The following is a 12,532-nucleotide window of genomic DNA, read 5'->3' on the forward strand; positions in this document are numbered from 1 at the left end:
TATCCCCGATCTCGTCCGACACCCGCCACCCCGCTCAAAGAGCGGCAATCATCCCGGCGAATGCCCGGCATGCAAGGCGGCCGTCAGACCCCGCTTACCTCGATTTCGCCCTGCTTGCGCCGGATTAGATGGCCTACGCGCGCCATCACGATTTCGCGCGCATAGACGTCGATTGTTGGGGGTGTCATTTGCAGCTCGCACCGCGGCGGTCCGCGCGATTGGGCGCGGATGGGCAAGCGGTGTTCGCTGTAGTGCCGCGGAGCGGCGATCAGCAACTGTCCGACACGCGGCCGGACCTACATGATGCCTGGCAGGATAATCCCCGAAATGGCCGCCAGTCGCTCCATTCCGTGAGACGGATTATGCCAGAATCTGGGAGCCCCGGCAAGCAGGTCCTGCCCAGCGCCTATAGGCGCGCCGTCGCCTCAAGCTCTGCGATCTTGTCCGAGCAGGCCTGATGGACCACGCGACCGAGCTCCTCCACGCGCTCGCCGAGCCACGCGAGTTCCTCTTCGCTGATCCGATAGTGCTTTGAGTATCTTGCCTTCGTGTACGCTTCTTTCAACTTCTGGAACATCGACCTCTCGCGATGGGTCCCCTCCGGCCAGATGCCGTAAAGCCGTCGATCAAGTCCCTCTGCGAGCGAACGCAGGAAGGCGATGTTATGGTTGTAGGGCGTGTACAACGTCAGAGTGAGCAAAAGGCCCTGGTACAGTCGTTCCGTCGCTTGATGGAGGTCAAAGGCAGCGTATTTAAGCTGATTGTCACCAACGCTCTTTCGAGCGCGCTCGAGAGAATAGTGAGCCGCCGGCATGTACTCGTCGAAATAATCCTTTGCGGCGGCCCACGCTTGGCTTGGCGTTTTCGGCTTCGGGTTGGCCAACTCGCTATCGTCAGCTTCGTAAAGCGCGATCCCATCCTTCGCGACCTCCATAAAGAAAACGCGGCCATGCGAGAGTCCGTCATTCACCTCATGCAGGCTGTGGACGATGAAGTTGACCGGCGTGTGGAGCGTCTTTTCGATCGTGTAGGCACGAATAAGCCGTTCCTCGGCGGTCGCCCAATAAGCGGCGCGGTCGGTCATCTCCTTCTGGCTGACGATGACGAGGATGTCATAGTCGGATTTATACTGGTTCGCCGACAGCGGCGCATCGACCCAGTCGCCTCGCGCGTGGCTACCGAACAGGATGATCTTGAGGATGCGGGCACCCTTGCGCGGCCCGGTCGCATTCTCGGTCGCGCCCCGAAACTCCTCGAAGATCGTCTCGACGATCCGTTCAAGCTCGCGCTGCTTGGCGGCGGGAAGATGGGTGAGATCGGTACGCATGTAGCGGAATCTTCGGGAAGATCGAGCGCTTTGGCAAGAGCTAAAGCCCCATGCCGGGCAACGAGGCCGCCGCTTGCGAGACCGCAGCGCTGATCCCCTTGTCGGCTGCGGGAGCCGCGATGGCTGCCTGTGCCATGGCAGCTTGCGCGACAGGTGCCTGTGAGAGCGCGGTCTGGACGACGCCGGCGCGCTCGTTGATCGCCGAGGTCAGTTTCGCACGATCATCGGTGACGATCGTCGCCGACTCCTTTGCGCGCGAGATGCCGACATAGAAGCTTTTCTGGTCGACCAGATTGGTCGCCTTGCTGTCGGCGTGGATTATGACATAATCGGCGGTGCGTCCCTGCGCGGCAAAAGCGGTATCGACATAAGCGTGGGCGATATGCCGGTCGCGCGCGGCATCGAGGTCGAGCGTCTGCACCTGTCCGCGCGCGCCAAGCACCGTCGCCGTCCGCGCCTGCTCGTCAATTGCGGCAATTTCGCCGCGCGCGCCATTGATCCGCCCAGCCTCGCGATCGTTACGGGTAAAGCGGATGCTGTCCCCAGTCCTGAGGTCCATATTCTGAGGCGCGAACACCTGCGCCTTGCCGGCACCCCATTGGCGAAGCCGCCAGTCGACCTCGCGCCCATCCTCGGACCTGAGCGCAATGGCGGCTTTCGCCCGATCGACGGCTTCGACACGATAGGCTTCGCCCCGCGCGACGCCCTTGTCGGCATAGTCGCGCATGAAGCGCACGACATCGCCCCGGTCATAGCTCAGCGGATCGCGCGCCTCGGCGCAGGTGAGCCCCTTGTTGACGAGACTGTCCACGGCGACGGCGGGACCGGAAAGCGCGCCTGTCCTGACGAGCGCTCCCCTTATGTCGGCTGTCAGCGCATCGCGCCCTTCGCGTGAAGGCTCGATGACAAGCGTTCGCGCCCGCTCAGCCTTGTCGAGCTCGGCATAACGCTCAGCGATGGCGGCGAAGCGATCAGTGCGATCGGCATGTTCGACGATCTGGCCGCCGCCGCGATCGAGCGCGGCGAGCGCCTTCTTCGCATCGCCCTCGATCGACGCAAGCACCGCCTCCTTGGTGGCCGCATTGCTCTGCCGAACTATCTCGCCGAGCGTGGCGGTTTCCATACCGGCGGTCTGGAGCTGCGCAAATGCCGCGCCGGCCTCGACCGATCCGAGCTGCTTCACATCACCCACCAGGATGACGCGGGCATTATGCTGCTCGGCAAGGCCGAACAGCCGCGCGGTATCGCGCGCGGACAACAGCGAAGCTTCATCGACAATCCATGCGACGGGCTGACCGTGCGCCGAATCTTCCGGCACGAGCAAATGGCGCGCCACCGTATCGCCGCGGGCGCCAAGCGCTTCGCCGAGTGTCATAGCCGCCGATGCGGTCGGCGCCAGCGCGACCACCGACACACCCCGCGCTTCGGCCTCGCGCGCGAAGGTGGCGAGTACCGTCGTGGTCTTCGCGGTCCCGGCATAGCCCTGTACTGCGGTGATGCGATTGCGGCTGGTAAGGAGCTGCTCGGTCGCGGCCTTCTGGTCATGGTTCCAGCCAAAGCCGGACCGCTCCGATTGCGCCGCCGCTGCCGCAACCGCCTTGGCGGCGGCAAGCGGCGAGGCGATCGGCGCTAGCGCACTGCGTCCGTGGGTCTCGATCCGAAGCAGCGTCTTCTCGGCCGCGATATTCTGGCGAGTTGTGAACCCGGCAAACGTCGCACCGCGCCGATCGACGAAGGTACGGTCGACCAACTCGCGCTCCTGCGCAGCCCGCCCTATCGCTTCGCCAATCTCGGCATAGCCGACCTTCCCAAGTCCAACCCGCCCTGCTTCTTCGTGGAGCGCCGCGACCGCAAACACCGACTGCCGCTCGCCAAGCTTGTCGGCGGCATGGGCGACGGCGCGATCGGCGATCGATGGATCGGGAAGATGAACGCCGCTCGCGGCCCTAGCCTCGGCCGCGCGCACCAACGCGAGCCGGGCCTCGGCATCGAATCCCGCCCGGTCGGAAGTCTCGCGCCAGTCGGCGACAAGCGCGCCATGGTCGGCTGCAACCTTCGCCTGCCGCGTGTCGAGCGCGGCGACTTGTTTTTCGGCGGCGCTGGCGTCCTCCCGCGTCGTTCCCCGTTCGCCGAGCGCTGCTTCGATCGCCGCGCTTCGCGTACTGAATGCCGCCATGACGTCGGCCGAGACCCCCTTGATCTCGAACATCGACTCCTTGCTCGGTGCAATCTCGTAGCCGAGTTCGCGGACCTTCAAGGCCAGTTCCTGCCGGTAGATGGCGCCGATCTGCTTCTGGAGCTGATAGATGGCGCGCGGTTCCAAGCTCCGCCACGATCCATCCTCACCCTGCGTCGCGTTCATGATGACATTATGGGTATGAAGCTGCGGGTCCTGCGCGCGGCTCGTCCCATGCTGAAAGCTGGCGACGACGAGATTGCCGGTGGCCTCACGCGTCACGTTGCCGCCGTGCCGGACGCGGGTCGCGGCCATATGCGCCTCGACATGCGCGAGCGCGGTCTTCACCGCCTGCCCATGTGCCTCGATCAACCGCCGGTCGCCGGCAACCTCGGCCATGATCGACACCGACTTTGGCGCACTCAGCGTCACATCCCAGCCGGGGCGATGTTCGAGCTGGCCGTCACGAACCGTGCCGAGCTGCTGCCCCGCGACCTTACCGTCGAGCAGTTCCCGAAATCGGTCGCGATCGACATCGCCCGACAGCCCAAGTTCCTCGGCGCCCTTGCCGTGCCATTCGGACGGCGACAGCCCGCCCTCGGCATAATAATCATCGGCCTCATAATAGCTGCTCGCCTGCACCGAACTGGTCAGCGCCGATACCGACGCGACCATCAGATCGGTCCACCATCGCCCGCGGGCGGGGGTGCCGGCGGCTTCTTCCTTGGTTTCGGCTTTTCAGCCGCCGGACGGGCATCGGTGGCAGCATCCTCGGGCTTCTCCGGCGCAGGCGCTTCAATCGATCGGTGCCAGAGGGTCGTATCCGGGTTTGCCGCGACGAAGGCAGGCTGGCGCGGCTCGCCGCGTTTCTCGATATGGTCGGCGGTGAGCACGATGCGCGCGACTGGGAGCCCGTCCGGGAACAGCAAATAGCCCTCATAGCGCGCTAGGCGGAGTTCGCTTTCGAACACGGCGGGCCGGGTTTTGCGCTGGCGGCCGAGCGTCATCCGCGGCTTGTCGTCGCCATCGCCTAGCGCGCCGGTCATGGTCTGGATCTCGACCTCGCAGGTGCCGATCGTGTCGCTCGCCCAGCGGCGGGACTCGCCGTCGCCCATCTGGAGGAACAGCTTGGTGTTGCAGCAGCCGAGCATGGATTCGGCGAGATCGTCGCCGTAGCGATGCCGCATCTGGCCCACGCCCTGAAAGGTCAGCACGACCGCCGCCCCGAACTTGCGGCCCTCGGGCAGAAGGCGGGTGAGATTGTCGACGCGGGGCAGGTCGGCAAGCTCGTCGAGCAGGAACCAGACGCGCCGGTCGGATGACGGAGCGAGGCTGAGCATGGCGCTCGCGGCGCATTCGAGCCAGCAGGCGAGCAAAGGCTTGATTGCCGCAAACTGCTCTTCCTTTCGCGGTACGAAGATCCAGGGCTTGGACCCCTTCGTCTCGTCAAGCCCGGCGATGAAGTCGCGGAACGAAAAGGCCTTCTCGCCTTCTTCGGGCATCCGAAGGAACTGGATCAGGTTCGCGGCCTTCGCGAGCATGAACAGCACGCTGCCGGTAGCGCGGTCAGCGTCGTCGGAGAATGTCCGCGCCGACGACGTGTCCTTGAGCCAGGTCTTCAGCTTGTCCTTGTTCATCTTCTGCAGCGCTTCGAGCAGGTCGGGCAGCGTGCATTTCTTCTCTTTCCAAAGTTCCCGGATCATGTTGGCGACGAGGATGCGGCTGGTTTCCAGCCAGACGTCGTCGTCCTGCTTCCCGGTTTCGGTAACGAGTTGCTGCGCGATGCGATCGGCGTCGGCCGGATGCGCGATCTCGGCGAAGGGGGACCAATAGACAGAGCGGGCATCGAACGGATTGATGATGATGTCGCCGCACTCGGGCCGGAAGTAATGGGCGATGAATTCGCCGCTGGTGTCATAGACTAGGGCCGCCTCGCCGCGCGCCGCGATCCCGTCGAGCAGCTGGCGCAGCACCGTCGTCTTGCCGCTGCCCGTCGTGCCGACCATTGCCATGTGGCGGGTTTCGAGGCGGCGGGGAAAGGGGACGGGACCGATCGCCAGCGGATGCGAACCGGCTTCGGCTCGCGCCAGCTTCACAAGTTCCTTCTCGCTCGTCACCTTGGTGCCGTCAATCACGCGGTCGCGGAGCGCGCGTTCACGCCTGCGCGCGGAGGCATCGCGGAGCAGGAACATGCCCGACAGCCACGCGACAAACCCCAGCACGGCGCCGCGCATGACAAACGACTTGGCAATGCTCGCCCGGGTAACCCAATAAGGATCGGTCGCGACTGTGCGGGCGGGGGTCAGATAGTCCGTCCCTTCATACCGGACCACAATCCCGGGATCGCCGCCGTCGCCTGCAAACCATGACAGCATCTTCGCGTGATAATGGGTGCCGGTGTCCCGAAGGATGCTCGGGTCGAGCATCAGATAGGGTGCCGCCAAACCGCCGAGCGCGATCGATGACAGCATGACGGCAACATGCCGTTTGAACCGCCGCGTCTGGCTGTAGCGAAGATGACGCCGCAGCGTCTCGGCATGAAGCCGGAGATCATGAGGCTCGCTCATGGCCGTTCCTCCGCTGTCGCCCGTTGCCGGTGATAGGCCCGTTTCGTCTCGGCGGTTATGACTTCGTCACTCTTGCCGCCGCCCATTGCCGCGCTGCGCGCATAGCAATAGGCAGCGCAGGCCGTGTGCAAGGTGCGGTCGAGCAGGCGTTCGACATCGGCGAGGCGCGTGCTGATCGACGCTACCTCGGCGATAAGTTCGCGATCGTCTGAACTGCTGACCGTGGGATTTACCTGCCCGTCGATCCCTGTCTTCACGCAGCGGCGGAGCATCGCGTAAACCGTCTTGCCCTGCCGCTCAGCGAGCGCGCGAAGCGCCGTGTCGAGCGCCGCGGGCAGGCGGACGGAATGTTGGACGGTCTTCATCCCACCGCCTCCCTGAGGGTGCGGATCGCACCCTCGAATTTTGGCGGAAAGGCGTCGCTTGGGCGAAGCAACGGCGAAGCGCACTCTAATCGCACTCTCGAAAAGTGGCGGAAAAGCTGGATGCACCCGTGCGTGAGGTGTGTATCCAAATTACGGGTCCGATGCGTAGCATCGCGGCCCTGCAACCTTGCCGCCAAAGCAGTCGTCTCAGACATGATCCGAGCCCTCCTTGTGGGGAGCCGCGATCATGCGATCCTGATCGGAGATGTCGCCCCTTGCCGCGATCATCGTCTTGGCCTTGCGATCGGCAGCCTCGCGATCAAACGCTACTGGCGTCATCGGACATTCGCGCAGACCGTTATCGGCAACCCACGCTTGAATGGCCCGCTCGATCGCCGCCCGCATTTGAAAATGAAGATCGCTGGCCTGATAAGGATCGAGGTGGGCTGTGACGCCGGAGCTGAGAACGAGACCACCCAGCGGGAAAACATGGTTGCCTGCCCACTGGTAGGGACCATCGATCCGGCAGAAGCTGGTTTCGCCGTCATAGAGAGCGAGAGGCGGGCGCTCCGCCCGGTTCCACGGAGCTAGCGCGGAGCGGTAGGTGTCTCCGTCTTCACCATCAGCGATCAGCTTCTCTATGAGCGGAATGACATAGTGTGCGTTGTATCGGTCGACGGCGAAACGCAGCGTGACTTTATGGTCAAAGCGGAAGAAATTGGTGAGCCGGTCAACGGCCTTGCGCAGAATGGACATGCGGCATCCTTTCAACAAAATGGAATGTGTCGGTGGGATGGTGCGCGACGTGTCGCCCTCCGTGGGATCAGGCCTGAGCCTGATTCTGGGTCAGCCGTCTGATCGACGCGGTGGTGATCAGCGTCCGCGTTCCGATCTTGAGGGCATCGACCTGACCGGTCTTGATTAGCTTGTAGATAGTGCTGCGGCCGACGCCGAGTGCCTTGGCCGTGCGGTTAATCGAGTATGCGAGTTCATCCATTGTCGCCTCCGTTGGAGTGCCGCGATGCGGCGGGCGACAGGCTCATTTGCAGCTAAGCGCCGACAATTCCAACAGCTTATGGATGCATCGGAAATCTGCCGTTCGTGGCTGTTCCCCAGTAATTGGCTTCGATCAGAAACCACGCAAATGCGTTATTCCTCGGTAACTCAGGGTTGGATTAAGACGAACGATTTTTCGCGATCGTCTCCAGAATTTGGTTTGCGTAAGGCGCCAGCTGCGTCTCACTGGGCACCTTTAAGCGCCTGCTGCGATACCAATCTTCGAGAAGCCCGATGATTTCCCTCTGATTGCCGCGCTTCGTCGATATGTCGAGCGCCCGCACCTTAGGGTGATCAATCAGCGCGATGATCGCATTGGTGTGATCGTACTGCTTCGGCGCTCCCTTGCGACTCGGTTTGGCCTTGGCGTCAGCGATCAGGTTGTCGGCGTCCGCTTCAAGGAACAATTCGCGGTCGAACCAGAGACCCGCAGGGCCGAAGAGCGCGTTGCGGATCGTGCTGCCCTTGGCCACATGGGCGGCGCGAAGCTTTCCGAAGAAATAGCGATGGTCAACGTAGCGGCGTGCGCCGTTTCGGGTGAGGTAAAAGGCGCGCGGCGACGTTTCGAGTTGAAGGATGGCGAACAGTCGTTCCAGATTGCGGACAGCAGAGTCTCCCGGGTCCGCATAGACAGGATTCTGCGGTGTAGATGCCTGCATCCCGCCGTACTGAAACACGCGCCAGGATGCGCCAACCGCGATCATCAATCCAGAACAGCCCAATCCAATCAGCCTGACTGCATCGGCGCCGGGCGCCTCATCGAAAGTGAGGGCGATTCCAGGAAGAAGTGTAACGGTAGTGGCGAAAGCGGTGGCCGCAAATGAGGTGGACCAGATCCAGTATCGTTTCTGGATGGCGCGCGAGGCATCTGCCGTGATGCGGTCAAGCTCAGCGAGGCCAGTCCGCTCATCGGTGTTGATGAAGCGGGCTGCAACCCTGCGGAGCGGCAAAACTTCCTTTCGGTCCTCCACCGGGCTCTCCTCGGGCAAGAGATAATACTGCCGTGAAGGAGAGCCAATTACAAACACTTGCTCGTAATCAAAATATAACGCCAGACAGCGATGGAGGTCTCGCAGCCGTGGTAGCCCGGTGGTAGCCGGGCGAAAAATGCATCAAACCGCGCAAGACGCGGCGCGGCCTAAATAGCTGAATTTATAGCAAAAACTGGAGCGGGCGAAGGGATTCGAACCCTCGACCCCAACCTTGGCAAGGTTGTGCTCTACCCCTGAGCTACGCCCGCTCTGGCGGCTGGAAACGGGTGGCTCCCAGCGGGTGAGGCGGGCGATTAGCACCGGCTTCTGGAGTCGGCAAGCCCTGTTTGCGATTTTCTGCGAAGGGTTGGCATATCGCCGACAAATCCCACATAAGCAGATATATCCCTATCAAGGAGCTTGAATCCCGTGGCCACGCTCGGTCTGAACCCGCAAGAGAAAGAAGCCGTCGAAGCGTTCCGCCGCGACGTCGTCGAGCCGTCGATGACGAAATTGGTGATTCTCGATTTCTGGGCCGAATGGTGCGGGCCGTGCAAGCAGCTCTCGCCGGTGCTGGAAAAGGTTGCCGACGATTATGCCGACAAGGGCGTCGTGCTCGCGAAGGTCGACGTCGACACGAACCAGTTCATCGCGTCGCAATTCCAGGTGCAATCGATCCCGACCGTCTATGCGATTTTCCAGGGCCAGCCGGTCGCCAACCTGACCAATGCCCGCAGCGAAAGCCAGTTGAAGGCGATTCTCGACCAGCTGCTCGCGCAGCTGCCGGTCGAGAGCGAGGCGCGCGATCTGGCGGCCGAGATCGCGCCGCTGATCGAAATGGGCGAAGGCGTGCTGGCCGAGGGCGACGCTGCGCGTGCGGCCGGTATCTTCAGCCAGATCATCGAGATGGCGCCCGGCAGCGCCGCGGCGCAGAGCGGGCTGATCCGGGCGCTGTTGCTCGCGGGCGATGTCGATGCAGCGCAGGCCGCACTCGACGCGGTGCCCGCGGATATCGCGGATGACGCCGCGATCGCGCAGGCGAAGAGCGCGCTCGCGCTGGCCGCCGATGCGCCCGACCTCAGCGAGCTTGCGGGCTTCGAAGCCGCCGTTGCCGCGAACCCCGACGATCATCAGGCGCGCTTCGATCTTGCCGCGGCGCAGATCGGCGCAGGGCAGCGCGATGCCGCGGCGGACAATCTGCTCCACATCGTCGCGGCCGACCGCGAATGGAACGACGGCGCGGCGCGCGCCAAGCTGTTGTCGCTGTTCGAAGCCGTCGGGCTTGAGGACCCGTGGGTCGCGGCGCAGCGTCGCCGCCTGTCGCTGATCCTGTTCGGCTGATGGGCGAAGCCGCGCCCCTGACGATTCAGCGGATCGCGATCTTTCCGCTGCCCGGTGCGGTGCTGTTTCCGGGGCTGCACCTGCCGCTGCATATCTTCGAGCCGCGCTACAAGGCGATGGTTCAGGAGGTGCTCGCACGCGACCGGCAGATCGGGATGATCCAGCCGCGCCAGCTTCCCGGCGAAGAATTTGTAGAGCCGCCCGCGCTCTATGACATCGGCTGCGTCGGCCGGATCGTCGATGTCGAGGCGCTCGACGAAGGGCGCTTCAACCTTGTCCTCGAGGGCGTCGCGCGCTTTCGCGTCCGCCGCGAACTCGACGTCACGACGCCCTTCCGGCAGGTGGAGGCCGAAATCGAGATCGAGGCCGAAGACGACGCGGTGCTGTCGAGCATCGAGCGCGCCAGCCTCGAGCGCGAAGCGAAGCGCTTTGCGGCGCGCCAGGGCTATGTCGTCGACTGGGATTCGGTCGGCCAGCTCGACGATGCGACGCTGGTCAATGGCATCGCGCAGGTCGCGCCCTTCGATGCCGCGGCGAAGCAGGCGCTGCTCGAGGCGACGCCGATCGACGCCCGCGCCGAGCTGGTCGTCCAGATGATGCAATTCTTCGGCCGCTTTGACGGCGACGACGGGCGCGCGACGCTGCAATAGGAATTGGCAATCGTCAGTGCGGCTTGGCGCCGGCGATGCGCGCCATATCGGCGAAGGCGCGGCGGACGATGTGCCGGTCGGCCTCGCCGAGCCGCTCGATCAACGCTTCGGTGTGCAATAGCTGGCGGCGGATCAGCGCGCCTTCGCCGCGAACTTTCGCCGCCACGCGATCGGGCGCCGCGGAGCCGCGCGGCGTCCGCAGCAGGACCGCCTGCCGGCGCGACGACCAGTCGGCGACAAGCCGATCGGCGACGAGGCTGGCGAGTTCGTCCGACGCCGCCTGCTCGGTCGCTTCCTCGGCCGCCGGATCGGTGAGCCATTCATCGACGCCCTCGTCGGCGAGGGCTTCGTAGGACAGGATCGCCTGTACCTGCCGACGTCCGGCACACCGCTGGTCGCCGTGCAGGCGGAGGCGGAGCGCCTGGAGCTCGGCGCGCAGCTGCCAGTTCACATAGGTGGTGAAGCGCGCCCGCGCCGGATCGTAGCGCTCGGCGGCGCGGTAGAGCGCGACCCAGCAGACCTGCTCGGCGTCCTCGGCGACGTCGGTCAGGCCATAGGCGCGGGTGAAATAGCGGATGCGCGGCGCGGCGAGCGACGCGAGACGCGCAAAGGTGCGATCGACCTTCGCGCGCGCCCGCGCGCCCGGCGCATTTTCGAGCGCGGTGCGCGCCTCGATCAATTCCAGTACGGCGGCTTCGAGAGCATCGGTTTTGGCTGACATGATCGTTCCCCATCACGGCGAGCCACAGCGCCCGCACGCCAAGCGATAGGTCGGCGTTGGTTAGCGGCGCGATGTCCGCGGCCTAAGGGAAAATACCTAGATTTCGGCGCCCGCGAGCAGGCGGGGCAGGTCGCCCGCCTCGCCGCGCGCCTCGTCCATGAAGAAGCGCTTGAGCATCGGCATGTGCTGCACCGCGCCAAGCCCCGCGCGGCGCACGGCCGAGGCGGTGCGCCCCGGGATGCCGAACAGGCGCGTGAGCCCGTCGGTCGCGAGGCTGACCATCAGGCTGTCGAGCCCGCGCCAGCGCTGGTAGCGCGCGAGCAATGCCGCATCGCCGAGGTCGAGCCCGAGACGCGCGCCCTCGACGAGGACTTCGGTAAGCGCCGCGACATCGCGCAGGCCGAGATTGAGCCCCTGCCCCGCGATCGGATGAATGCCGTGCGCCGCGTCGCCGACGAGGACGATGCGGTCGGCGACGATCGTCGCGCTGTGGTGGAAGCCGAGCGGATAGGTCATCCGCGGCGCGACGAGGTCCATCGATCCGAGCAGGTCGCCAGCGCGCTTTTCGAGTTCGGCGGTGAAGCCGCGGTCGCCAAGCTTTGCAAAGCCCGGCCCATCCTTCTCCGACACCGTCCAGACGAATGCCGAGCGGTGACGGCCCTGGTCATCGTCGACAAGCGGCAGCAGCGCGAAGGGGCCCGATGGGAAGAAGATTTCGTGCGCGACGCCGCCGTGCGGCTTCGAATGCGCGACCGCGCCGATCATCGCATGATGATGGTACGACCAGTTGGCGATGCTGAAGCCCGCCGCCTCGCGCGTCGGCGAGCGCCGCCCCTCGGCCACGATCAGCAAGGGCGCCGCGAGTTTCGTGCCGTCGCCGAGCGTCAGCGTGACGCCATGCGGCCCGATGTCGCGGTCCGCGACCTGCGACGGCATGAACAGCCGCACGAGCGGCGCCTCGCCCAGCGCCGCCGCGAGCGCAAGGCGAAGCTGGCGATTTTCGATCATCGTTCCGAGCGCGCGATCCTCGGGCGACGTCACGAAGTCGAGTTCGCCCGCCTTTCCCCCGTCGCTGACCTTGATCGCATGGATCGGGCAGCCGTGCCCGGCGAGGCGGTCGGCGAGGCCCAGCACCTCGAACATCTGCCACGTCGCGCTGGCGATCGCCGAAGCGCGGCCGTCGAAGTCCGGCGCGATCGTCGCGACCGGATCGGCGGGATCGACGATCTGCGACGACAGACCGTGATGCGCGAGCGCCAGCGCGAGCGCCTGGCCGACGAGGCCGCCGCCCGAAATCAGGACATCGCTGCGCAACGTTTCGCTCATGCTGTCGCCCTAGCGCGCGGCGCGCCGGTTGG

At 64.8% G+C, this 12,532-nt stretch carries 11 protein-coding genes and 1 tRNA gene; 2 read left to right on the forward strand and 10 right to left on the reverse strand.

All coding sequences use genetic code 11. The features are described from left to right. Positions 1 to 406: 406 nt before the first annotated feature. The 8 genes from ATE67_RS19050 to ATE67_RS19085 form a co-directional block, all read right to left on the reverse strand. On the reverse strand, positions 407 to 1,327 hold the full coding sequence (locus ATE67_RS19050) for a HEPN domain-containing protein (RefSeq protein WP_058818222.1): 921 nt from the start codon (positions 1,325 to 1,327) through the stop codon (positions 407 to 409). A gap of 40 nt (positions 1,328 to 1,367) precedes the next feature. Then, a complete protein-coding gene (mobF, locus tag ATE67_RS19055) occupies positions 1,368 to 4,178 on the reverse strand; it encodes a MobF family relaxase (protein WP_058818223.1) in 2,811 nt (936 codons plus the stop codon). Further along, the gene (locus tag ATE67_RS19060; RefSeq protein ID WP_058818224.1) at positions 4,178 to 6,070 is read right to left on the reverse strand and encodes a type IV secretion system DNA-binding domain-containing protein; all 1,893 of its coding nucleotides are present in this window, start codon (positions 6,068 to 6,070) and stop codon (positions 4,178 to 4,180) included. Before ATE67_RS19060 ends, mobF begins: the two co-directional genes overlap by 1 nt. Continuing rightward, positions 6,067 to 6,435: a hypothetical protein gene (locus tag ATE67_RS19065; protein ID WP_058818225.1), complete on the reverse strand. Its 369-nt coding sequence runs from the start codon at positions 6,433 to 6,435 to the stop codon at positions 6,067 to 6,069. Before ATE67_RS19065 ends, ATE67_RS19060 begins: the two co-directional genes overlap by 4 nt. Positions 6,436 to 6,642: 207 nt before the next feature. After that, a complete protein-coding gene (locus ATE67_RS19070; RefSeq protein WP_058818226.1) occupies positions 6,643 to 7,191 on the reverse strand; it encodes a hypothetical protein in 549 nt (182 codons plus the stop codon). Between the two features lie 67 nt (positions 7,192 to 7,258). Further along, complete coding sequence (locus ATE67_RS19075; protein ID WP_058818227.1) at positions 7,259 to 7,432, reverse strand: helix-turn-helix domain-containing protein; 174 nt, start codon at positions 7,430 to 7,432, stop codon at positions 7,259 to 7,261. A 178-nt stretch (positions 7,433 to 7,610) separates the two neighbouring features. Further along, on the reverse strand, positions 7,611 to 8,462 hold the full coding sequence (locus ATE67_RS19080; RefSeq protein WP_156417114.1) for a hypothetical protein: 852 nt from the start codon (positions 8,460 to 8,462) through the stop codon (positions 7,611 to 7,613). A gap of 194 nt (positions 8,463 to 8,656) precedes the next feature. After that, positions 8,657 to 8,731: transfer RNA gene (locus tag ATE67_RS19085), tRNA-Gly, on the reverse strand. A 160-nt stretch (positions 8,732 to 8,891) separates the two neighbouring features. On the opposite strand from ATE67_RS19085, the gene ATE67_RS19090 reads away from it, so the two are divergent. Both ATE67_RS19090 and ATE67_RS19095 read left to right on the forward strand, forming a co-directional pair. After that, positions 8,892 to 9,803, forward strand: a complete 912-nt coding sequence (locus tag ATE67_RS19090) for a tetratricopeptide repeat protein (protein ID WP_058818229.1) — start codon at positions 8,892 to 8,894, stop codon at positions 9,801 to 9,803. Then, on the forward strand, positions 9,803 to 10,453 hold the full coding sequence (locus tag ATE67_RS19095) for an LON peptidase substrate-binding domain-containing protein (protein WP_058818230.1): 651 nt from the start codon (positions 9,803 to 9,805) through the stop codon (positions 10,451 to 10,453). Before ATE67_RS19090 ends, ATE67_RS19095 begins: the two co-directional genes overlap by 1 nt. 13 nt (positions 10,454 to 10,466) lie before the next feature. Here the strand turns inward: ATE67_RS19095 and ATE67_RS19100 are convergent, their stop codons facing one another. Both ATE67_RS19100 and ATE67_RS19105 read right to left on the reverse strand, forming a co-directional pair. Continuing rightward, on the reverse strand, positions 10,467 to 11,174 hold the full coding sequence (locus tag ATE67_RS19100) for a sigma factor (protein WP_058818231.1): 708 nt from the start codon (positions 11,172 to 11,174) through the stop codon (positions 10,467 to 10,469). Positions 11,175 to 11,270: 96 nt separating this feature from the next. Beyond that, entirely contained in the window at positions 11,271 to 12,500 is a 1,230-nt protein-coding gene (locus ATE67_RS19105; RefSeq protein WP_058818232.1) for an FAD-dependent monooxygenase, read from the reverse strand. Positions 12,501 to 12,532: the final 32 nt, after the last annotated feature.

The organism is Sphingopyxis sp. H050, assembly GCF_001468265.1.
Lineage (GTDB): Bacteria > Pseudomonadota > Alphaproteobacteria > Sphingomonadales > Sphingomonadaceae > Sphingopyxis.

Excerpts from the sequence above, each read along its gene's own strand:
- ATE67_RS19065 (WP_058818225.1), bottom strand. The coding sequence starts at position 6,435 with ATGAAGACCGTCCAACATTCCGTCCGCCTGCCCGCGGCGCTCGACACG.
- ATE67_RS19100 (WP_058818231.1), bottom strand. The coding sequence starts at position 11,174 with ATGTCAGCCAAAACCGATGCTCTCGAAGCCGCCGTACTGGAATTGATC.
- ATE67_RS19105 (WP_058818232.1), bottom strand. The coding sequence starts at position 12,500 with ATGAGCGAAACGTTGCGCAGCGATGTCCTGATTTCGGGCGGCGGCCTC.
- ATE67_RS19050 (WP_058818222.1), bottom strand. The coding sequence starts at position 1,327 with ATGCGTACCGATCTCACCCATCTTCCCGCCGCCAAGCAGCGCGAGCTT.
- mobF (WP_058818223.1), bottom strand. The coding sequence starts at position 4,178 with ATGGTCGCGTCGGTATCGGCGCTGACCAGTTCGGTGCAGGCGAGCAGC.
- ATE67_RS19070 (WP_058818226.1), bottom strand. The coding sequence starts at position 7,191 with ATGTCCATTCTGCGCAAGGCCGTTGACCGGCTCACCAATTTCTTCCGC.
- ATE67_RS19095 (WP_058818230.1), top strand. The coding sequence starts at position 9,803 with ATGGGCGAAGCCGCGCCCCTGACGATTCAGCGGATCGCGATCTTTCCG.
- ATE67_RS19060 (WP_058818224.1), bottom strand. The coding sequence starts at position 6,070 with ATGAGCGAGCCTCATGATCTCCGGCTTCATGCCGAGACGCTGCGGCGT.
- ATE67_RS19075 (WP_058818227.1), bottom strand. The coding sequence starts at position 7,432 with ATGGATGAACTCGCATACTCGATTAACCGCACGGCCAAGGCACTCGGC.